Annotated in this window: 20 protein-coding genes; 15 read left to right on the top strand and 5 right to left on the bottom strand. The window is 52.8% G+C overall.

Annotation, left to right across the window (positions count from 1 at the left end; genetic code table 11):
• Entirely contained in the window at window positions 1-1,950 is a 1,950-nt protein-coding gene (gene topB, locus ACLJNW_RS05220) for a DNA topoisomerase III (RefSeq protein WP_001235866.1), read from the top strand.
• 29 nt (window positions 1,951-1,979) lie between these two features.
• On the opposite strand, the gene gdhA is transcribed toward topB, so the two are convergent.
• A complete protein-coding gene (gdhA, locus tag ACLJNW_RS05215) occupies window positions 1,980-3,323 on the bottom strand; it encodes an NADP-specific glutamate dehydrogenase (protein ID WP_000372873.1) in 1,344 nt (447 codons plus the stop codon).
• A gap of 238 nt (window positions 3,324-3,561) precedes the next feature.
• Here gdhA and ACLJNW_RS05210 point away from each other — a divergent pair, with 238 nt between their 5' ends.
• Complete coding sequence (locus ACLJNW_RS05210; protein WP_001254682.1) at window positions 3,562-3,837, top strand: YnjH family protein; 276 nt, start codon at window positions 3,562-3,564, stop codon at window positions 3,835-3,837.
• Here the strand turns inward: ACLJNW_RS05210 and ACLJNW_RS05205 are convergent.
• Together ACLJNW_RS05205 and xthA are read right to left on the bottom strand one after the other, a co-directional pair.
• Window positions 3,797-4,213, bottom strand: coding sequence for a pyrimidine (deoxy)nucleoside triphosphate diphosphatase (locus tag ACLJNW_RS05205; RefSeq protein WP_000592135.1), 417 nt, complete (start codon window positions 4,211-4,213; stop codon window positions 3,797-3,799). The genes ACLJNW_RS05210 and ACLJNW_RS05205 overlap by 41 nt on opposite strands.
• A gap of 72 nt (window positions 4,214-4,285) precedes the next feature.
• Window positions 4,286-5,092 carry an exodeoxyribonuclease III gene (xthA, locus tag ACLJNW_RS05200; protein WP_000673954.1) on the bottom strand — a complete coding sequence of 269 codons (807 nt, stop codon included), beginning with the start codon at window positions 5,090-5,092 and terminating at the stop codon, window positions 4,286-4,288.
• Between the two features lie 445 nt (window positions 5,093-5,537).
• On the opposite strand from xthA, the gene ACLJNW_RS05195 reads away from it, so the two are divergent.
• The 6 genes from ACLJNW_RS05195 to spy all read left to right on the top strand — a co-directional run bounded on the left by ACLJNW_RS05195 (window position 5,538) and on the right by spy (window position 12,386).
• Window positions 5,538-6,764, top strand: a complete 1,227-nt coding sequence (locus ACLJNW_RS05195) for an aspartate aminotransferase family protein (RefSeq protein WP_023204089.1) — start codon at window positions 5,538-5,540, stop codon at window positions 6,762-6,764.
• The gene (gene astA, locus ACLJNW_RS05190) at window positions 6,755-7,789 is read left to right on the top strand and encodes an arginine N-succinyltransferase (RefSeq protein ID WP_024154526.1); all 1,035 of its coding nucleotides are present in this window, start codon (window positions 6,755-6,757) and stop codon (window positions 7,787-7,789) included. The genes ACLJNW_RS05195 and astA overlap by 10 nt, the downstream gene beginning before the upstream one ends.
• The gene (gene astD / locus ACLJNW_RS05185) at window positions 7,786-9,264 is read left to right on the top strand and encodes a succinylglutamate-semialdehyde dehydrogenase (RefSeq protein WP_000177277.1); all 1,479 of its coding nucleotides are present in this window, start codon (window positions 7,786-7,788) and stop codon (window positions 9,262-9,264) included. The genes astA and astD overlap by 4 nt, the downstream gene beginning before the upstream one ends.
• Window positions 9,261-10,604, top strand: coding sequence for an N-succinylarginine dihydrolase (gene astB / locus ACLJNW_RS05180; protein ID WP_023203746.1), 1,344 nt, complete (start codon window positions 9,261-9,263; stop codon window positions 10,602-10,604). Before astD ends, astB begins: the two co-directional genes overlap by 4 nt.
• Window positions 10,597-11,565, top strand: coding sequence for a succinylglutamate desuccinylase (astE, locus tag ACLJNW_RS05175; protein ID WP_023209899.1), 969 nt, complete (start codon window positions 10,597-10,599; stop codon window positions 11,563-11,565). Before astB ends, astE begins: the two co-directional genes overlap by 8 nt.
• Window positions 11,566-11,900: 335 nt before the next feature.
• The gene (spy, locus tag ACLJNW_RS05170; RefSeq protein ID WP_001229001.1) at window positions 11,901-12,386 is read left to right on the top strand and encodes an ATP-independent periplasmic protein-refolding chaperone Spy; all 486 of its coding nucleotides are present in this window, start codon (window positions 11,901-11,903) and stop codon (window positions 12,384-12,386) included.
• Window positions 12,387-12,460: 74 nt separating this feature from the next.
• Here spy and cho read toward each other — a convergent pair whose 3' ends face one another.
• On the bottom strand, window positions 12,461-13,342 hold the full coding sequence (cho, locus tag ACLJNW_RS05165; protein ID WP_023204674.1) for an excinuclease Cho: 882 nt from the start codon (window positions 13,340-13,342) through the stop codon (window positions 12,461-12,463).
• A gap of 120 nt (window positions 13,343-13,462) precedes the next feature.
• Window positions 13,463-14,290, bottom strand: coding sequence for an ammonia-dependent NAD(+) synthetase (gene nadE / locus ACLJNW_RS05160; protein ID WP_000174981.1), 828 nt, complete (start codon window positions 14,288-14,290; stop codon window positions 13,463-13,465).
• A gap of 218 nt (window positions 14,291-14,508) precedes the next feature.
• On the opposite strand from nadE, the gene osmE reads away from it, so the two are divergent.
• From osmE to chbG, 7 genes are all read left to right on the top strand, one after another.
• Window positions 14,509-14,850 carry an osmotically-inducible lipoprotein OsmE gene (gene osmE, locus ACLJNW_RS05155; RefSeq protein ID WP_001039301.1) on the top strand — a complete coding sequence of 114 codons (342 nt, stop codon included), beginning with the start codon at window positions 14,509-14,511 and terminating at the stop codon, window positions 14,848-14,850.
• A 300-nt stretch (window positions 14,851-15,150) separates the two neighbouring features.
• Complete coding sequence (gene chbB / locus ACLJNW_RS05150) at window positions 15,151-15,471, top strand: PTS N,N'-diacetylchitobiose transporter subunit IIB (protein WP_000412161.1); 321 nt, start codon at window positions 15,151-15,153, stop codon at window positions 15,469-15,471.
• An 82-nt stretch (window positions 15,472-15,553) separates the two neighbouring features.
• Entirely contained in the window at window positions 15,554-16,912 is a 1,359-nt protein-coding gene (chbC, locus tag ACLJNW_RS05145) for a PTS N,N'-diacetylchitobiose transporter subunit IIC (protein WP_000073064.1), read from the top strand.
• 50 nt (window positions 16,913-16,962) lie between these two features.
• Window positions 16,963-17,310 carry a PTS N,N'-diacetylchitobiose transporter subunit IIA gene (gene chbA, locus ACLJNW_RS05140; protein WP_000459883.1) on the top strand — a complete coding sequence of 116 codons (348 nt, stop codon included), beginning with the start codon at window positions 16,963-16,965 and terminating at the stop codon, window positions 17,308-17,310.
• A 10-nt stretch (window positions 17,311-17,320) separates the two neighbouring features.
• Window positions 17,321-18,163 carry a transcriptional regulator ChbR gene (chbR, locus tag ACLJNW_RS05135; protein WP_000983393.1) on the top strand — a complete coding sequence of 281 codons (843 nt, stop codon included), beginning with the start codon at window positions 17,321-17,323 and terminating at the stop codon, window positions 18,161-18,163.
• Between the two features lie 124 nt (window positions 18,164-18,287).
• On the top strand, window positions 18,288-19,643 hold the full coding sequence (locus tag ACLJNW_RS05130) for a 6-phospho-beta-glucosidase (protein WP_000078778.1): 1,356 nt from the start codon (window positions 18,288-18,290) through the stop codon (window positions 19,641-19,643).
• 12 nt (window positions 19,644-19,655) lie between these two features.
• Window positions 19,656-20,414 carry a chitin disaccharide deacetylase gene (gene chbG, locus ACLJNW_RS05125; RefSeq protein WP_023204675.1) on the top strand — a complete coding sequence of 253 codons (759 nt, stop codon included), beginning with the start codon at window positions 19,656-19,658 and terminating at the stop codon, window positions 20,412-20,414.
• The last annotated feature ends 15 nt before the right edge of the window (window positions 20,415-20,429 follow it).

Below are 20,429 nucleotides of genomic sequence, written 5' to 3'. Positions count from 1 at the left end.
ATGCGGTTGTTTATTGCCGAAAAACCGAGTCTGGGGCGCGCCATTGCGGATGTGCTGCCAAAACCGCACCGTAAAGGCGATGGTTTTATTGAGTGCGGAAACGGGCAGGTCGTCACCTGGTGTATTGGTCATTTGCTGGAACAGGCGCAGCCGGATGCGTATGACAGCCGTTATGCGCGCTGGAATCTGGCTGACCTGCCTATCGTGCCGGAAAAATGGCAGCTTCAGCCTCGTCCTTCCGTCACCAAACAGCTCAATGTGATTAAGCGCTTTTTGCATCAAGCCGGTGAAATTATTCACGCCGGCGACCCGGATCGCGAAGGGCAGCTTCTGGTTGATGAAGTGCTGGATTATCTCCAGCTTCCTGCCGAAAAGCGCCAGCAGGTGCGGCGTTGTCTGATAAACGACCTTAACCCGCAGGCGGTCGAGCGTGCTATCGACAGGCTGCGAGCGAACAGCGACTTCGTGCCGCTGTGCGTATCCGCGCTGGCGCGAGCGCGAGCGGACTGGCTGTATGGCATTAATATGACCCGCGCTTACACGATCCTGGGCCGGAATGCCGGCTATCAGGGCGTGTTATCCGTGGGACGCGTGCAGACGCCGGTACTGGGGCTGGTGGTGCGGCGAGACGAAGAGATTGAGAACTTCGTCGCCAAAGACTTCTTTGAAGTGAAGGCGCACATCGTTACGCCTGCCGACGAGCGTTTTACCGCTATCTGGCAGCCGAGCGAGGCGTGCGAACCTTATCAGGATGAAGAGGGGCGCTTGCTTCATCGTCCGCTGGCGGAGCATGTAGTGAACCGAATCAACGGTCAGCCCGCGCTGGTAACCAGTTATAATGATAAACGGGAATCAGAATCCGCGCCGCTGCCGTTTTCGCTCTCGACGCTACAGATTGAAGCCGCCAAACGCTTTGGCCTGAGCGCGCAAAACGTGCTTGATATTTGTCAGAAGCTATATGAAACCCACAAACTGATTACCTATCCGCGTTCCGACTGCCGTTATCTGCCGGAAGAACACTTTGCCGGACGGCAGGCGGTCATGAACGCGATTAGCGTCCACGCCCCGGATTTACTGCCGCAGCCTGTGGTTAATCCTGATACGCGCAATCGCTGCTGGGATGACAAAAAAGTGGATGCGCACCACGCGATTATCCCGACGGCGCGCAGTTCTTCTGTCCATCTGACGGAAAACGAAGCGAAAGTGTACACCCTGATTGCGCGTCAGTATCTGATGCAGTTCTGCCCGGACGCGGTGTTTCGTAAATGCGTTATTGAACTGGAAATCGCCAAAGGGAAATTTGTCGCCAAAGCGCGTTTTCTGGCGGAGGCCGGTTGGCGGACGTTACTGGGCAGTAAAGAGCGCGACGAGGAAAACGACGGTACGCCGCTGCCGGTTGTCGCCAAAGGTGATGAGTTGCTGTGTGAAAAGGGGGAAGTGGTCGAGCGCCAAACCCAGCCGCCGCGTCATTTTACTGATGCGACATTGCTTTCCGCGATGACCGGAATTGCCCGCTTCGTGCAGGATAAAGATCTGAAAAAGATCCTGCGCGCGACCGATGGGCTGGGGACGGAAGCCACGCGCGCCGGGATTATCGAGCTGCTGTTCAAACGTAGCTTTCTGACCAAAAAAGGGCGCTACATTCATTCTACCGATGCTGGCAAAGCGTTAATACATTCGCTGCCGGAAATGGCGGCCCGTCCAGATATGACCGCGCACTGGGAATCTGTTTTGACGCAAATCAGCGAAAAGCAGTGCCGTTACCAGGATTTCATGCAACCGCTGGTCGGCACGTTATATCAGCTGATCGAGCAGGCTAAGCGCACGCCGGTGAAGCGCTTCAGAGGGATAGTCGCGCCAGGCGGTGGAGACAAGAAAAAGAGCGCGCCGCGTAAGCGAGCGGGCAAAAAAAGCCCGCCTGCTGAGGAGACAGGCCGTCAGACCGAATAAGCGTAAAGCTATCTGGCCTGACGACGGGATTAAATGACGCCCTGCGCCAGCATGGCGTCGGCGACTTTCACGAAACCGGCGATGTTGGCGCCCTGAACGTAGTTGGTATGCTTATTGTCGCCGCCGTACTCGACACAGGCGTGGTGGATATCCAGCATAATGTGATGCAGACGGGCGTCCACTTTCTCGGCTTTCCAGCTCAACCGCGCGGCGTTCTGCGCCATTTCCAGCCCCGATGTCGCCACGCCGCCCGCGTTGGCGGCTTTACCCGGCGCAAACAGTACGCCCGCTTCAAGGAAGAGATCGGTCGCTTCAATCGTGGTTGGCATATTTGCCCCTTCCGCCACGGCTTTTACGCCATTGGCAATCAGTACGCGCGCGGCGTCAACGTCCAGTTCGTTCTGCGTCGCGCATGGCAGGGCGATATCCACCGGTACGCTCCAGGGCTGCTGGCCTTCCAGATAGGTTAAGCCAAACTCACGGGCGTAGTCAGCGACGCGCCCGTCACGGCTGGCTTTAATTTCACACAGACGCGCCAGCTTCTCTGGCGTGAAGCCACTTTCATCGACCACCGTCCCGCTCGAATCCGACGCGGTAACCACGCGCGCGCCAAAGGCCATCGCTTTCTCAATGGCGTATTGCGCTACGTTGCCGGAGCCGGACACGGCGACGCGCATCCCTTCGAAACCGAGACCATGACGTTTAAGCATCGCTTCGGTAAAGTAGACCAGGCCATAGCCCGTCGCCTCCGGGCGAATCAGGCTGCCGCCGAAGGAAAGCCCTTTGCCGGTGAAGACGCAGGAGCTGTTATTGGAAAGCTTGCGCATCATTCCCGCCATAAAGCCCACTTCGCGCCCGCCCACGCCGATATCCCCGGCAGGCACGTCGGTATCCGGCCCTAAATGGCGATACAGTTCAGTCATCAGCGCCTGGCAGAAACGCATCACTTCGCCTTCGCTTTTCCCTTTCGGATCGAAATCGCTGCCGCCTTTACCGCCGCCCATCGGCAACGTGGTGAGGGCATTTTTAAAGGTTTGCTCAAAGCCGAGGAACTTAAGGATGGAAAGGTTTACCGAAGGATGGAAGCGCATACCGCCTTTATAGGGGCCGATAGCAGAGTTGAACTGCACGCGCCAGGCGCGATTTACCTGCACCTGGTTTTTGTCGTCCAGCCACACTACGCGAAACTGGATTACGCGCTCTGGTTCAACCAAACGTTCCAGTAAAGACATGTGGCGGTAACGGGGGGTTTGTTCAAGAAACGGCCACAGGGTGGTCATGACTTCACGGACGGCTTGCGCGAACTCGGTTTGATGCGGGTCGCGCTTTTGTACATGGTTGAGGAACGATTCCAGAGAACATGTCTGATCCATAGATATAAAAACCTCTTATATATTAATGTGGTTGTATTTGCGTTTTATCAGAATATGTATTTGCAGTTTTCGACTATACCATCAGCAATGTGACGGTAAGCAAGAAAAAAATGACGCTGCTAAGTAAATTCATAACGGGGCGAGGGTCATAACTAAAAGCGATGACAAAAGAGGATTAAAGTTTTCACGGCGGCTTACCGTTATACTGAGAATATACCTGGAAAAATAAGGAAATCCTATGCGCCGAAGCCTCGTGGTCGCCGTGATGGCGATAATGCCAATGGTCGGGCTGGCAAACCAAAACAGTCGTCCTGATATTCAGGTGAATGTCCCGCCGGAAGTTTTCAGCACGCGCGGTCAGTCATCCCAGCCATGCATTCAGTGCTGCGTTTACCAGGATCAGAATTACTCCGAAGGCGCGGTAATAAAAGTGGAAGGCGTCTTGCTCCAGTGCCAGCGTGACGAAAAAACCATCAGCACGAATCCGTTAGTCTGGCGTCGCGTAAAGCCATAAACGCCTGCAATAGCGGAATATCCGCCGGGGCGAGGGGGTATTCCAGCGCCTCTTCCGGCGTACACCAGGCTAAGGCCTGATGTTCCAACGCACGTATCAGACCGTTAAACGCAGGCACATGCCAGGCGTGCAAATGAATCCGTCGGCCAGATACGTCGCGTTGATGGCTGGCGATATAGACGCCGGGCGTGGCGTCAATCCCTAACTCTTCGCGTAGCTCGCGGATAAGCGCCTGCGGCTGGGTTTCGCCGGGTTCGACTTTACCGCCGGCAAACTCCCAAAAACCAGCTTGATCCGCATGAGCTGGGCGCTGGGCCAGCAGTATTTTGCCGTCGCGTTCAATGATGGCGGCAACAACATCGAGTTTTTTTATCATTGTCGTTAAGGTCGTTATTCCTGCCGGGAAGCGTCGCGCTATCCCGGCCTTACGGTTAATCAGATAGCGGAATCAAACACGAAACGTCGCCCAGACCGGCGCATGGTCGGAGGGTTTTTCCATACTGCGAATGTCGTAGTCTATACCGGTTTCTGCGCAACGTTCCGCCAGCGGAGCGCTTGCCAGCAAGAGGTCAATGCGCAGTCCGCGATTATCCACGAAACCTTTTGAGCGGTAATCAAACCACGAAAATTTATCCATCGTTTGCGGATTCGCCTGACGGAACGTATCCACTAATCCCCACTTCAGTAACCGTGACATCCATTCACGCTCCTCCGGCAGGAAGGAGCATTTACCGGTACGCAGCCAGCGTTTGCGGTTCTCTTCGCCGATGCCAATATCCAGATCGGTCGGGCTGATATTCATGTCGCCCATAATTAATACCGGATTATCGCACTTGAGTTCCGTTTCAAGATAGTTTTGCAAGTTCTGATAAAACTGCGCTTTCGCGGGGAACTTCAACGGATGATCCCGGCTTTCCCCCTGCGGGAAATAGCCGTTAATGACGGTGATATTACCCAGCGGCGAGGGGATTTCCGCCATGATAATGCGGCGTTGCGCCTCTTCGCCATCATCCGGGAAACCGCGTCTGACGGAAATGGGCGTGGCTTTTGTTAGCAGCGCGACGCCGTAATGGCCCTTTTGTCCATGATAGAAAACGTTATAGCCCAGCTTCGCGACCTCTTCGAGCGGGAACATTTCGTCGTGGACTTTTGTCTCCTGTAGACCGATCACATCGGGCTGGTGTTTTTCGACAATCGCTTCAAGCTGATGGGGACGGGCGCGCAGGCCGTTGATATTAAAAGAGACAAATTTCATAGTCACTGCCACTTTGCAAGGTGAATCGTGTTGGGATGGTAACAGAAATTTTACCGGGTGACTGCCACTCATCGTCAGATTCGGCCAATGGAAGCGTATGGTGTTTTCTATAGCGCGAAAATGGCACGGTTTGCGTGCAGATGCGCCAGAACGGGGCGGTAATTTCCAGTAAATTTCGTATAAGATCACAATTCCAGAATTATATTTGGCAACTGAATAATATTTCGCTTTTTCCTCTTTTTAGCCACCGATTATGCGGAAATATTCACTTTTCATGCAGTAAAAGTGAATATCGCTACGCTGTAACCCATTGATTTACCGTTTATCACTTCTGTTTATGCAATGTTAACGCTGGCTGGCACGAATGCTGCAATCTACATTTACAGCGCAAACACTCATATTAATTAACATATAAATAACTTTATTTTTACCAAAAGAGGTCGCTATGTCTCTGTCAGTTACGCGCGAAAACTTTGATGAATGGATGGTGCCGGTATATGTTCCCGCGCCTTTTATTCCTGTACGCGGAGAAGGCTCACGCCTGTGGGATCAGCAGGGGAAAGAGTACATTGATTTTGCTGGCGGGATCGCGGTCAACGCATTGGGACATGCGCATCCGGCGCTGCGCGAGGCGTTAAATGAACAGGCGAATCGCTTCTGGCATACCGGGAACGGTTACACCAATGAACCGGCGCTGCGACTGGCGAAAAAACTGATCGACGCGACCTTCGCCGAACGCGTTTTCTTTTGTAATTCAGGCGCTGAAGCAAATGAAGCTGCATTAAAACTGGCGCGCAAATATGCCCACGATCGTGTCGGCAACCATAAAAGCGGCATTGTGGCCTTTAAAAACGCGTTCCATGGCCGCACGCTCTTTACCGTCAGCGCTGGCGGTCAACCCACCTATTCACAGGACTTTGCGCCGCTGCCGCCGGATATTCGTCATGCAGCCTATAACGATCTGAACTCCGCCAGCGCGCTCATTGATGACAATACCTGCGCCGTGATCGTAGAACCGGTGCAGGGCGAGGGCGGCGTGATCCCCGCCACGAAAGCTTTTTTGCAGGGGCTGCGTGAATTGTGCGACCGGCATCAGGCGTTACTGATTTTTGATGAGGTGCAGACGGGCGTTGGACGTACCGGCGAACTGTATGCATATATGCATTATGGTGTTACGCCCGATATCCTGACGACTGCTAAAGCGTTGGGTGGGGGCTTCCCGATCGGCGCGATGCTGACCACGCAAGACTATGCCAGCGTTATGACGCCAGGCACGCATGGCACCACCTACGGCGGTAATCCGCTGGCGACGGCAGTTGCCGGAAAAGTACTGGATATCATCAATACGCCGGAGATGCAAAACGGCGTCAGACAGCGCCACGATGCGTTTATTGAGCGCCTAAATACCATTAATGCACGTTTTGGCATGTTCAGTGAAATTCGCGGTCTGGGGCTACTGCTTGGTTGTGTGCTACAGACGGAGTTTGCCGGAAAAGCCAAACTCATCGCCCAGGAAGCGGCAAAAGCAGGCGTGATGGTGCTCATTGCCGGTGGCGACGTGGTGCGTTTTGCGCCAGCGTTAAATGTGAGCGACGAGGAGATAGCCACCGGGCTTGATCGTTTTGCCATGGCGTGCGAACGCCTTCAGACGGGAGGCGCATCATGCGGGTGATTCGTCCTGTCGAACATGCGGATATCGCCGCGCTGATGCAGCTTGCAGGCAAAACGGGCGGCGGCTTAACCTCGCTACCGGCAAATGAAGCGACGCTGGTGGCCCGCATTGAACGCGCGCTAAAAACCTGGTCCGGCGAGCTGCCAAAAGGCGAACAAGGGTATGTATTCGTTCTCGAGGACAGTGAAACGGGTGAGGTCGGCGGGATCTGCGCCATTGAGGTCGCGGTCGGCCTTAACGACCCCTGGTATAACTATCGTGTCGGTACGCTGGTTCATGCCTCCAAAGAGCTGAATGTATATAACGCGTTGCCAACATTATTCCTGAGTAATGATCATACCGGCAGCAGTGAGCTTTGCACGCTGTTTCTCGATCCCGAATGGCGTAAAGAGGGTAACGGCTACCTGTTGTCAAAATCGCGCTTTATGTTTATGGCCGCGTTTCGCGATAAATTCAATGAGAAAGTGGTGGCGGAAATGCGCGGCGTTATTGACGAGCACGGTTATTCTCCCTTCTGGCAAAGTCTCGGCAAACGCTTTTTTTCTATGGATTTCAGCCGGGCGGATTTTTTATGCGGTACCGGGCAAAAAGCGTTTATCGCCGAGCTGATGCCCAAACATCCTATTTATACCCACTTCTTATCTGAAGAGGCACAGGCCGTGATTGGCGAAGTCCACCCGCAAACGGCGCCAGCCCGCGCGGTGCTGGAAAAGGAAGGCTTTCGCTATCGCCACTATATCGACATCTTCGACGGCGGGCCGACGCTGGAGTGTGATATTGACCGCGTGCGGGCCATTCGTAAAAGCCGACTGGTGGAAGTCGCGGAAGGGCAACCCGCGCTTGGCGACTATCCGGCATGTCTGGTCGCCAATGAAAACTATCACCACTTTCGGGCCGCGCTGGTGCGTGCCGATCCACAGACTTCACGACTTGTACTTACCGCCGCGCAGTTGGATGCGCTGAAATGTCGCGCGGGCGACCACGTTCGGCTGGTACGCCTTTGCGCTGAGGAGAAAACCGTATGACGCTATGGATAAACGGCGACTGGATAACCGGTCAGGGCGAACGCCGCCGCAAAACGAACCCGGTGAGCGCGGAGATACTTTGGCAGGGGAATGACGCTAATGCGGCACAGGTCGCCGAGGCCTGTCAGGCGGCGCGTGCGGCGTTTCCTCGTTGGGCCAGACAGCCTTTTACGGCACGACAGGCTATCGTAGAGAAATTTGCCGCCCTGCTGGAGGCGCATAAAGCCGAGCTCACGGAGGTCATCGCACGTGAAACCGGTAAACCGCGCTGGGAGGCGGAAACGGAAGTGACGGCGATGATCAATAAGATTGCCATCTCGATTAAGGCTTACCACGCCAGAACAGGCGAACAAAAAAGCGAACTTGTCGATGGCGCCGCGACGTTGCGCCATCGTCCTCACGGTGTGCTGGCGGTATTCGGCCCTTATAACTTTCCCGGCCATTTACCGAATGGCCATATTGTGCCCGCGTTGCTGGCAGGCAATACGCTGATCTTCAAACCTAGCGAGCTAACGCCATGGACCGGGGAAACGGTAATAAAACTCTGGGAACGGGCGGGGCTACCGGCAGGCGTTCTTAATCTGGTGCAGGGCGGCCGGGAGACCGGACAAGCGCTAAGTTCGCTCGACGATCTCGACGGACTGCTGTTTACCGGCAGCGCCAGTACCGGATATCAGCTTCATCGCCAGCTATCCGGCCAGCCGGAAAAAATCCTGGCTCTTGAAATGGGCGGAAACAACCCGCTCATTATTGAGGATGTGGCAAATATAGATGCGGCGGTACATCTGACGCTGCAATCGGCGTTTATTACCGCCGGACAGCGCTGTACCTGCGCGCGACGCCTTCTGGTAAAACAGGGTGCGCAGGGAGATGCATTTCTGGCGCGGCTGGTTGACGTCGCCGGACGTCTGCAGCCCGGCAGATGGGACGACGATCCGCAGCCGTTTATCGGCGGACTGATTTCAGCGCAGGCGGCACAGCATGTGATGGAGGCCTGGCGTCAACGAGAGGCATTAGGCGGTCGCACGCTACTGGCGCCGCGGAAGGTCAAAGAGGGAACCTCTCTGCTGACGCCTGGCATCATTGAGCTGACGGGCGTCGCGGATGTGCCGGATGAAGAGGTGTTTGGTCCGCTGCTGAACGTCTGGCGTTATGCGCATTTCGATGAAGCGATTCGTCTGGCGAATAATACCCGTTTTGGTCTGTCGTGTGGGCTGGTGTCGACGGATCGCGCGCAGTTCGAACAGCTCTTGCTGGAGGCGCGGGCTGGGATCGTTAACTGGAATAAACCGCTCACCGGGGCAGCGAGTACCGCGCCGTTTGGTGGTATCGGCGCGTCTGGCAACCATCGGCCCAGCGCCTGGTATGCCGCCGATTATTGCGCCTGGCCGATGGCCAGTCTGGAATCTCCCGAACTGACGTTGCCTGCGACATTAAGCCCTGGCCTCGACTTTTCTCGCAGGGAGGCGGTATGACGGCGCATGAAGTTAATTTTGACGGGCTGGTGGGGCTTACGCACCATTATGCCGGGCTATCCTTCGGCAATGAGGCATCGACCCGCCACCGTTTTCAGATGTCGAATCCTCGTCTGGCGGTAAAGCAGGGGCTGCTAAAGATGAAGGCTTTGGCGGATGCCGGCTTTCCCCAGGCGGTGATCCCGCCGCATGAGCGGCCTTTTATTCCGGCGTTGCGTCAGCTTGGCTTCACGGGTAGCGATGAGCAGATTCTGGATAAGGTTGCGCGTCAGGCGCCACGCTGGCTTTCCAGCGTGAGTTCCGCGTCGCCAATGTGGGTTGCGAATGCGGCGACGGTTTGCCCATCGGCAGACGCGCTGGACGGGAAAGTTCACCTGACGGTGGCGAATTTAAACAATAAATTTCATCGCGCTCTTGAGGCGCCTGTTACCGAAGCGCTGCTACGCGCCATATTTCGCGATGAAAGTCAGTTTTCAGTGCATAGCGCGTTACCGCAGGTCGCATTATTGGGAGATGAAGGCGCGGCGAATCATAACCGTCTTGGCGGCGAGTATGGTTCGGCAGGCGTGCAGCTTTTTGTCTATGGGCGCGAAGAGGAGAATGAAATACGACCCGCTCGTTATCCGGCGCGCCAGAGCCGCGAAGCCAGCGAGGCCGTGGCGCGTCTTAATCAGGTGAATCCGCAACAGGTTATCTTCGCTCAGCAAAACCCGGAGGTCATCGATCAAGGCGTATTCCATAATGATGTTATCGCCGTTTCGAATCGACAGGTATTGTTTTGTCACGAAGCGGCGTTTGCCCGGCAGAAAGTGCTCATTAATCAGTTGCGTACGCGCGTTGACGGTTTTATGGCGATAGAGGTGCCCGCCGGCGAGGTTTCTGTATCAGATGCTGTGGCGACTTACCTGTTTAATAGTCAGTTGCTAAGCCGTAACGACGGCTCAATGCTGTTAGTGTTGCCGCGGGAATGTCAGGACCATGTCGGCGTCTGGCGCTATCTGAATAAGCTGGTGGCGGAGGATAACCCCATCAGCGCGATGCAGGTGTTTGATTTGCGAGAAAGTATGGCCAACGGCGGCGGCCCGGCCTGTCTGCGATTACGCGTGGTGTTAACAGAAGCAGAACGACGGGCGGTGAATCCAGCGGTAATGATGAATGACGCTCTGTTTACGGCCCTTAACGCGTGGGCGGATCGTTATTATCGCGATCGCCTGACCGCCGCCGATCTGGCCGATCCGTTATTATTGCGAGAAGGCCGGGAGGCGCTGGATGTGTTAACGCGTCTGCTGGATTTGGGGTCGGTTTATCCTTTCCAGCAAACGGGGGCAGCTGATGGATAACTTTCTGGCGTTGACGCTAAGCGGCACGACACCTCGGGTGACGCAGGGGAAGGGCGCGGGTTTTCGCTGGCGCTGGTTAGGCCATGGTCTGCTTGAACTCACGCCCGATGCGCCGGTCGACCGCGCGTTAATTCTTTCTGCGGGGATACACGGCAATGAAACCGCGCCGGTCGAGATGCTGGATAAGCTGCTGTCGGCGCTGTATTCAGGCAGCTTGACGTTAACGTGGCGAGTGCTGGTGGTACTCGGCAATCCGCAGGCGCTGGCGGCGGGAATACGCTATTGTCACAGCGATATGAACCGTATGTTTGGCGGGCGTTGGCAGTCCTTTGCCGAAAGCGATGAAACGCGGCGGGCGCGTGAGCTGGAGCTAAGTCTGGATACCTTCTTTTCATCTGGCCAGGCGCGGGTACGCTGGCATCTGGATCTGCATACCGCCATTCGTGGCTCGCATCATTTGCGTTTTGGCGTATTGCCGCAGCGCGACCGCCCGTGGGAGGCGGATTTTCTGGCGTGGCTGGGCGCGGCAGGACTGGAGGCGTTGGTATTTCATCAGGCGCCAGGCGGTACGTTTACGCACTTTAGCTCTGAACATTTCGGCGCGCTTTCCTGTACGCTGGAGTTGGGAAAGGCGTTGCCGTTTGGGCAAAACGATCTGACGCAGTTCAGCGTAACCTCGCAGGCGTTGTCGGCGTTGCTGAGCGGTGTCGAAACGTCAACCTCGTTTTCGCCGCCGCTACGCTATCGGGTGGTGTCGCAAATCACGCGTCACAGCGACAAGTTCGCGCTTTATATGGATGCGCAAACGCTGAATTTTACTGCCTTTGCGAAGGGAACGTTGCTGGCCGAGGAGGGGGATAAGCGCGTGACGGTGACGCATGACGTTGAATATGTTCTTTTTCCTAATCCCGCTGTCGCCTGCGGATTGCGGGCTGGATTAATGCTGGAAAGACTGCCCTGATAAATGTCCCTGTAAGCTCACGTTAGGATTACAGGAATGATTTGGGATACAGTTTCATGCTATTACGGATTATTCCTGGAGAATTGCTTTATTAATAAGCGTTGCTGCGTTATAGTTCTGCATAATTTCTGCTATATCATGCTGTTGTATATTTCTCTTTCAACTCTGCGCAATTTATTCTTTTTTTCTTCACAATTGGCGAAAAAGTGTTTTTTATACTTTCATTGTTTTACCGTTGTTCTGACTAATTGACGCTAAGACGGTTAAAGTTAATCACGACAACACGGCGCTGTTTTAAATATGCCGTAAAAATAACTGAAAGGAAGGATGGAAATATGCGTAAACTGACTGCTCTATTTGTTGCCTCTACCCTGGCGATGGGTGCTGCGAATCTGGCTCATGCCGCTGAGACTACCACCGCCGCGCCAGCGGATGCGAAGCCAATGATGCAGCATAAAGGTAAATTTGGCCCACATCACGATATGATGTTTAAAAACCTGAACCTGACGGACGCACAGAAGCAACAAATTCGCGACATTATGAAAGCGCAGCGCGAGCAAATGAAACGTCCGCCGCTGGAAGAGCGTCGCGCCATGCATGATATTATCGCCAGCGATACCTTCGATAAAGCCAAAGCCGAAGCGCAAATTACGAAAATGGAAGCGCAGCGCAAGGCCAATATGCTGGCGCATATGGAAACCCAGAATAAAATTTATAACGTTCTGACGCCGGAGCAGAAAAAGCAATATAACGCTAATTTTGAGAAGCGTCTGACAGAACGCCCGGCGCAAGAAGGTAAAATGCCTGCTGCGGCAGAATAACTTTCCGCATAATTTAAGACCGCCGGTCTTGTCGACAACACAATCGTTGAGGTGGACAGGATCGGCGGTTTTCTTTATGACTGGCGACAGTCGGTGTGCAGTTCAATGATCTCATATTGACCTGACATTAGTGGCTTACAGAGAATTTTATAGCCATCCTGATCAAAGCCCGCAGGGGTGCGCACCAGGGTGGCGGCCTCATCCAGCGAGGGGACCGCCCCCAGCCATAACCAGTTGTTGATAATGTGGAACTGGGTCATTTGTGGGCGGCTCTCTTTTAACGCGATAGCGCCTTTCCAGGGCCAGCAAACCACACGTAACCGTTCCAGCGAGGCCTGCAGACGAAGAAAATGCGCCTGCGGGGTTTCTTGCCCACAGCATGCGCCAGCGCAGCGCTTCAGAGCGAAACGAAAACAGGCGCGCCCACGGCTTACCGGTTCAAGCCCCAGCAGGCCATAACACAATTTTTGTTCATCGGCGAGGTTCTGTAAGCTTTGCAGCGTCGCCCGACGGTTGGCGAAGAGGCCAAACAGGTTTGGCTCATGGGAAAAATCGACGCTGCGGGCGGAAACGACCTCAATCTTTTGTTCGCTCAACTGTAGAGAGCAAAGCTGGCGATTACGACGTAACCGCTTGTTAAACAGCGGCTGTTGTTCTTTGATCAGCCGTGCCTCCAGCAGCAACGCGCCCATTTCCCCAGCGGTGCAGATCCAGCTTATCCGCCGCGCCTGTCGCAGCATAGTGGCCTCGTCAGGCGTTCGCAGATGTGAAAGCACCCGGCTGCGAATATTTACGCTTTTACCGATATAAAGCGGCAGCGTATCGCTTTCGCTATGAAATACATAGACGCCCGGTAAGGCTGGCAATTCGCTGAGGAAAGGACGTAAATGTTCTGGATATTCGTAAATGGCCGCCGCTTCAAACTCAAGGCGGGGGGCTGATTGACGCCGTACCACAGTGATCTCCGTTAACTGGTTATTCATCCAGTATAACAGCGGATGGGTGATTAAAAAAGAGGCTGGGAAGAGAGGAGGCCGGATAGACGAGCGATATCCGGCACAACAGTAGAAGTACGCTTACCTTTTCCAAAAGTCGTCGAATACCGTAATCGGTAAACGGCGCTTATGTTCAGTTTTTACATACCAGCCTTCGATAGTTTTAGCGATGGCGGGGTCCAGCGTTTTGCCTTCCAGGTAATCGTCAATATTGTCATACGTTACGCCCAGCGCGGCTTCATCAGGCAGTGAAGGGCGGTCGTCTTCCAAATCGGCAGTGGGGACTTTTTTATACAGATGCTCAGGACAGCCCAGCGCTGCGAGAAGCTGTTTGCCCTGGCGTTTGTTAAGGCGATGAAGCGGGTTAATATCGGTACCGCCGTCGCCATATTTGGTGAAGAACCCGGTTATCGCTTCCGCCGCATGGTCGGTGCCTACCACGACGCCGTGAGTCATACCGGCGATGCTATATTGCGCTTTCATTCGCTCACGCGCTTTTTCATTGCCGCGAACAAAATCGCTCAGCTCAATTCCCGCTTCGCGCAGCGCCTGTTCGCTGGCGAGGACGGCGCCTTTAATATTGACGGTGAGTACTCTGTCCGGCTGAATAAAAGCAATGGCGTCCTGGCAATCCTGTTCATCGGCCTGTACGCCATAAGGCAGACGAACGGCGATAAACTGCAGCGCATTATCACCGGTCTCTTCTCGCAATTCGGCGATAGCCATCTGGCTGAGTTTCCCGGCCAGCGTCGAATCCTGCCCGCCGCTGATGCCTAACACCAGCGATTTCAAAAAGGGATAGGTTTTCAGGTACGCTTTAAGAAAATCCACGCTGCGGCGAATTTCTTCTTCAGGGTTGATATGCGGTTTCGCGCCAAGCGCCTGGATTATCTCTTGCTGCAGAGTCATTTAACCCCCTTCGACATTAAAAAAATGAATCTTTACCCTGTTAAAGCTAACCCTTCGCCGCTGAAACAACAAGGTTTGGCGGGCTAAGCGGTGTTTAAAACAACATGTCGCTGCGTTAGAGAATTTTCCGAAAGACTTTTTGTGGCGGGTCGCGGCTTGAAAAATATTCTGATGTATTCCAGGCTTACATAACACGCTGATAAACAAGAGGACGGAAAATGAACAAGAACGTAGCAGGAATTTTAAGCGCAGCGGCGGTAATGACTATGCTGGCAGGCTGTACGGCGTATGATCGTACAAAAGACCAATTTGTTGAGCCTGTCGTTAAAGATGTTAAAAAAGGAATGAGCAGGGCGCAAGTTGCGCAGATTGCGGGCAAACCGTCATCTGAAGTGAGTATGATTCATGCGCGCGGTACCTGTCAGACCTACATCCTGGGTCAACGTGATGGTAAAGCGGAAACCTACTTTGTTGCGCTGGATGATACCGGGCACGTGATTAACTCCGGCTACCAGACCTGTGCGGAGTACGACACTGACCCACAGGCGCCGAAGCAGTAACAACTGTACATTGCCTGAACATTCAAGGAAACCGGCCTGCGAGCCGGTTTTTTTGTGCCTGCCATAACCTTATTTATTATCGCGAATTATTTGCCCGAAATGTGAGGGGGGTCATAACGCCAGGTCAATGAGAGACAATTTAGTGGGTCAAGGAAATACCATCCGGCGGTCCGATCCCGTATACTCATTTCAGCCACCTAAAAAAGTAAATCCGGTTACGCAAGTCGCCCAGAGTATGGATGCAGGTTGAGGCTTGCGGCGTATCTGGTTGACAGATAATCGCACATGAGGAAGGTTTTTATGGAAAAGAAACACATTTATCTGTTTTGTTCTGCGGGCATGTCAACATCGTTACTGGTATCAAAAATGCGCGCTCAGGCTGAAAAATATGAAGTGCCGGTGATTATTGAAGCATTCCCTGAAACCCTGGCCGGTGAAAAAGGCCCGGCAGCGGACGTCGTGTTATTAGGCCCGCAAATTGCTTATATGCTCCCCGAAATTCAGCGTTTATTACCCGGTAAACCGGTAGAAGTCATTGATTCAATGTTGTACGGCAAGGTAGATGGCTTAGGCGTGCTTAAAGCTGCGGTAGCGGCAATTAAAAAAGCCGCCGCGAATTAATTATTTTTTAATTTTTCCCGTCAAAGAGTTATTTCATACACTAACCGCAATATTTTATTGCGGTATTTAAGGGTATTTTTCTATGAGTAACGTTATTGCTTCACTTGAAAAGGTACTCCTTCCTTTTGCTGTAAAAATAGGAAAGCAGCCACACGTTAATGCAATCAAGAACGGCTTTATTCGTTTAATGCCATTAACCCTTGCGGGGGCGATGTTTGTATTAATTAATAACGTTTTCCTGAGCTTTGGGGAGGGGTCGTTTTTTTATTCCATGGGCATTCGGCTTGATGCCTCAACCATTGAAACACTTAATGGATTGAAAGGCATCGGCGGGAACGTCTATAACGGCACATTAGGCATTATGTCGCTCATGGCGCCATTTTTTATCGGCATGGCGCTGGCGGAAGAGCGCAAGGTTGATGCGCTGGCCGCCGGATTGCTTTCCGTGGCGGCATTTATGACCGTAACGCCGTATAGTGTCGGCGAGGCCTATGCCGTAGGCGCTAACTGGCTGGGTGGTGCAAATATTATCTCCGGTATTATTATTGGCCTGGTGGTCGCGGAGATGTTTACATTTATTGTCCGGCGCAACTGGGTGATTAAGCTACCGGACAGCGTACCGGCTTCGGTGTCTCGTTCATTCTCAGCATTAATTCCCGGCTTTATTATTCTCTCTATTATGGGGATTATTTCCTGGGCGCTGTCTAATTACGGTTCTAACTTCCATCAGATTATTATGGACACTATCTCTACGCCGCTGGCATCGCTGGGTAGCGTGGTAGGGTGGGCATATGTCATTTTTGTACCGCTGCTGTGGTTCTTTGGTATTCATGGTTCGCTGGCGCTGACCGCGCTGGACAGCGGCATCATGACGCCCTGGGCGCTGGAAAACATCTCTATTTACCAGCAGTATGGCTCCGTCGATGCGGCGCTGGAAGCCGGTAAAACGTTCCATATCTGGGCGAAACCGATGCTGGATTCTTATATCTTCCTCGGTGGTAGCGGCGCAACGCTGGGTCTGATCATCGCTATCTTCCTGGCATCCCGTCGCGCGGACTATCGCCAGGTGGCAAAACTGGCGCTGCCGTCAGGTATCTTCCAGATTAACGAACCCATCCTGTTTGGCCTGCCGATTATTATGAACCCGGTGATGTTTATCCCCTTCATTCTGGTACAGCCGATTCTGGCGGCGATTACGCTGGTGGCTTACTATTTGGGTATTATTCCGCCGATTACCAATATTGCGCCGTGGACCATGCCAACCGGGCTGGGGGCGTTCTTTAACACCAACGGCAGCGTTGCCGCATTACTGGTTGCGTTATTTAACCTGGCGGTCGCTACCCTGATTTATCTCCCCTTCGTGGTGGTGGCTAACAAAGCGCAGAACGCCATTGAGCAGGAAGAAAGCGAAGAAGATATCGCTAACGCACTGAAATTCTAAACTCCGCGTCGGCATGGGATGCCATGCCGGGCTGAATCAGAGGAAAGACTATGTTTGATCTTGAAAATGTTGTAGATAACCAGACAGCGGCTGAGGAACTCGAAGAAGTCGTTATGGGGCTTATCATCAATTCTGGTCAGGCGCGCAGCCTGGCATATGGCGCGCTCAGAAAAGCGAAAGAAGGCGATTTTGAGGCGGCGAAAGCGATGATGGACCAGTCGCGCATAGCGCTCAATGAAGCGCATCTTGTGCAGACAAAACTCATCGAAGGCGATCAGGGCGAAGGCAAAATGAAAGTCAGTCTGGTCCTGGTTCACGCTCAGGATCATTTGATGACCTCAATGCTGGCTCGTGAACTGATCGCTGAGTTGATTGAGCTCCATGAGAAACTGAAATAACAGGGGGCGGATGATGCAGCTACAGGTTAACGCAACGGAAATCAAAACGGTTTATGAGCAGCAGCTCTTCAATGGCAAAAATTTCCATGTGTTTATCTATAACAAGACGGAAAGCGTCACCGGGCTGCATCAGCACGACTATTATGAATTTACCCTGGTATTGACCGGACGTTATTACCAGGAGATTAACGGGAAGCGTGTGCTGCTGGAACGTGGAGATTTTGTTTTTATCCCGGTGGGGTCGAATCACCAAAGTTTCTATGAGTTTGGCGCAACGCGTATTCTGAACGTAGGAATTAGTAAACGTTTTTTTGAACAGCATTATCTTCCGTTACTGCCGTTTTGTTTTGTGGCATCGCAGGTATACAGGGCGAATAGCACCTTCCTTACCTATATTGAAACGGTGATTGCGTCGTTGAATTTTCGCGGCAATGGGCTCGACGAATTTATCGAAGTGGTGACATTTTATATTATAAACCGCTTACGTCATTACCGCGAAGAGCAGGTTTATGATGATATTCCACAATGGCTGAAAGCAACCGTGGAGATAATGCATGATAAAACGCAGTTTGGCGAACATGCGCTGGAAAATATGGTGCGCCTGTCGGCAAAATCCCAGGAGTATCTGACGCGCGCCACCCGACGTTATTACAGCAAAACGCCGATGCAAATCATTAATGAGATTCGCATTAATTTTGCCAAGAAACAGTTGGAAATGACCAACTATTCGGTTACGGATATTGCTTATGAAGCCGGGTATAGCAGTCCAAGTTTGTTTATTAAAACGTTTAAGAAGATGACCTCATTTACGCCGAATAGTTATCGGAAGCGATTGACGGAAATTAATGAGTAACGGTTTGCATTGCTCGATTAATTACATTTCACGCTTGCCCCAATAGCGCGGGGAACGTCACGCTATTTCTTACGAGCGGGCATAGCGTAATACATATCAGTGTTATACACTGAAGGGAGATATTATGAGCCAGAAATTAAAAGTCGTCACTATTGGTGGCGGGAGCAGCTACACCCCTGAATTACTTGAAGGCTTTATTAAACGCTACCATGAATTACCTGTCACCGAATTATGGCTGGTTGACGTTGAAGACGGGAAAGAGAAGCTGGGCATTATTTATGATCTCTGCCAGCGAATGATTGATAAAGCAGGCGTTCCGCTAAAATTGTATAAAACGCTGGATCGCCGGGAAGCGCTGAAAGACGCTAATTTTGTCACTACCCAGCTACGCGTTGGTCAACTCAAAGCCCGTGAACTGGACGAGCGTATCCCGCTTAGCCACGGCTATCTGGGGCAAGAAACCAACGGCGCTGGCGGTTTATTTAAAGGGTTGCGTACCATTCCGGTTATTTTTGACATTATTAAGGATGTTGAAGAATTATGTCCGAATGCGTGGGTCATTAACTTTACTAACCCGGCGGGGATGGTGACGGAAGCGGTTTATCGTCATACCAACTTTAAAAAATTCATCGGCGTATGTAATATTCCTGTCGGCATGAAAATGTTTATTCATGACGTGCTGGCGCTGAATGAGAATGACGATCTTTCCATTGACCTGTTTGGTCTAAACCATATGGTCTTTATTAAAGATGTGCTGGTGAATGGCACCTCACGGTTCGCAGAATTACTGGATGGCGTGGCGTCCGGTCAGTTGAAAGCGTCAACCGTAAAAAATATCTTTGATCTGCCGTTTAGTGAAGGATTGATTCGCTCGCTGAACATGCTGCCGTGCTCTTATTTGTTGTATTACTTCAAGCAAAAAGAGATGCTGGCGATTGAAATGGGCGAATATTACAAAGGCGGCGCGCGCGCTCAGGTCGTACAAAAAGTGGAGAAACAACTCTTCGACTTGTACAAAAATCCTGAGCTAAACGTGAAGCCGAAAGAGCTTGAGCAACGCGGCGGCGCTTATTATTCCGATGCCGCTTGTGAAGTCATTAACGCTATTTATAATGACAAGCAGACTGAGCATTACGTTAATATTCCACATCATGGGCATGTCGAGAATATCCCGGCGGACTGGGCGGTGGAAATGACCTGCATTCTGGGACGCAATGGCGCGACGCCGCACCCGCGTATCACCCGTTTTGACGAAAAAGTGCTGGGGCTTATCCACACTATTAAAGGATTTGAGGTCGCGGCCAGCAATGCGGCGCTGAGCGGAAACTTTAATGATGTGCTGCTGGCGCTTAACCTGAGTCCGCTGGTGCATTCCGACCGCGACGCAGAAGTCCTGGCGCGTGAACTCATTCTGGCGCATGAAAAATGGCTGCCTAATTTTGCCGCTTGCATCGAAGCGCTTAAAGGTAAGCACCACTGACAGAGGTAGGCTATGGAACGCGTGTTGATTGTGAATGCCGATGATTTTGGCCTGAGTAAAGGGCAAAATTACGGCATTGTTGAAGCATATCGCAACGGCGTTGTGACCTCCACGACGGCGCTGGTCAATGGCGAGGCTATTGACCATGCGGCGCAGCTTAGCCGCGAGCTGCCTGCGCTTGGGGTGGGAATGCATTTTGTTTTGACGTTAGGCAAACCGGTGTCAGAGATGCCGGGCCTGACGCGAGACGGCCTGTTGGGGAAATGGATCTGGCAAATGGCGGAGGAGGATACGCTTCCGCTGGATGAAATTGCGCATGAACTGGCGTGTCAGTATCAGCGTTTCATCGACGTATTTGGCCGCGAGCCAACGCATCTCGACAGTCACCATCATGTGCATATGTTCCCGCAAATTTTCCCCATCGTCGCCTGCTTTGCGGCGCAGCGCGGGATTGCGTTACGTATTGACCGCCAGACGGTGTTGAACGCCGACGATCTGCCGTCGGATTTGCGCAGCACTCAAGGATTTAGTAGTGAATTTTACGGCGAGGAGATCACCGAAGCGTGCTTTTTACGCATTCTGGATGCCTCGGCGCATCGAGGAGAGGCCTCTCTGGAGGTGATGTGTCATCCGGCGTTTGTGGACAACATTATTCGCCAGAGCGCCTATTGTTACCCCCGCTTAACTGAACTGGAGGTGTTGACGTCTGCGTCACTCAAGGCAGCGATTGCGGAACGTGGATATCGTCCTGGCAGTTTTCTTGATATTTAGCTCCTGAGTTTGCGG

It is taken from the genome of Salmonella sp. SAL4457 (genome assembly GCF_046548235.1).
GTDB lineage: Bacteria > Pseudomonadota > Gammaproteobacteria > Enterobacterales > Enterobacteriaceae > Salmonella > Salmonella enterica.
This window is presented reverse-complemented; position numbering and strand designations above follow the sequence as displayed.

Bases quoted from the DNA above. Each gene is read 5' to 3' on its own strand.
- topB (WP_001235866.1), top strand. From the start codon at position 1: ATGCGGTTGTTTATTGCCGAAAAACCGAGTCTGGGGCGCGCCATTGCG.
- gdhA (WP_000372873.1), bottom strand. From the start codon at position 3,323: ATGGATCAGACATGTTCTCTGGAATCGTTCCTCAACCATGTACAAAAG.
- ACLJNW_RS05210 (WP_001254682.1), top strand. From the start codon at position 3,562: ATGCGCCGAAGCCTCGTGGTCGCCGTGATGGCGATAATGCCAATGGTC.
- ACLJNW_RS05205 (WP_000592135.1), bottom strand. From the start codon at position 4,213: ATGATAAAAAAACTCGATGTTGTTGCCGCCATCATTGAACGCGACGGC.
- xthA (WP_000673954.1), bottom strand. From the start codon at position 5,092: ATGAAATTTGTCTCTTTTAATATCAACGGCCTGCGCGCCCGTCCCCAT.
- ACLJNW_RS05195 (WP_023204089.1), top strand. From the start codon at position 5,538: ATGTCTCTGTCAGTTACGCGCGAAAACTTTGATGAATGGATGGTGCCG.
- astA (WP_024154526.1), top strand. From the start codon at position 6,755: ATGCGGGTGATTCGTCCTGTCGAACATGCGGATATCGCCGCGCTGATG.
- astD (WP_000177277.1), top strand. From the start codon at position 7,786: ATGACGCTATGGATAAACGGCGACTGGATAACCGGTCAGGGCGAACGC.
- astB (WP_023203746.1), top strand. From the start codon at position 9,261: ATGACGGCGCATGAAGTTAATTTTGACGGGCTGGTGGGGCTTACGCAC.
- astE (WP_023209899.1), top strand. From the start codon at position 10,597: ATGGATAACTTTCTGGCGTTGACGCTAAGCGGCACGACACCTCGGGTG.
- spy (WP_001229001.1), top strand. From the start codon at position 11,901: ATGCGTAAACTGACTGCTCTATTTGTTGCCTCTACCCTGGCGATGGGT.
- nadE (WP_000174981.1), bottom strand. From the start codon at position 14,290: ATGACTCTGCAGCAAGAGATAATCCAGGCGCTTGGCGCGAAACCGCAT.
- osmE (WP_001039301.1), top strand. From the start codon at position 14,509: ATGAACAAGAACGTAGCAGGAATTTTAAGCGCAGCGGCGGTAATGACT.
- chbB (WP_000412161.1), top strand. From the start codon at position 15,151: ATGGAAAAGAAACACATTTATCTGTTTTGTTCTGCGGGCATGTCAACA.
- chbC (WP_000073064.1), top strand. From the start codon at position 15,554: ATGAGTAACGTTATTGCTTCACTTGAAAAGGTACTCCTTCCTTTTGCT.
- chbA (WP_000459883.1), top strand. From the start codon at position 16,963: ATGTTTGATCTTGAAAATGTTGTAGATAACCAGACAGCGGCTGAGGAA.
- chbR (WP_000983393.1), top strand. From the start codon at position 17,321: ATGATGCAGCTACAGGTTAACGCAACGGAAATCAAAACGGTTTATGAG.
- ACLJNW_RS05130 (WP_000078778.1), top strand. From the start codon at position 18,288: ATGAGCCAGAAATTAAAAGTCGTCACTATTGGTGGCGGGAGCAGCTAC.
- chbG (WP_023204675.1), top strand. From the start codon at position 19,656: ATGGAACGCGTGTTGATTGTGAATGCCGATGATTTTGGCCTGAGTAAA.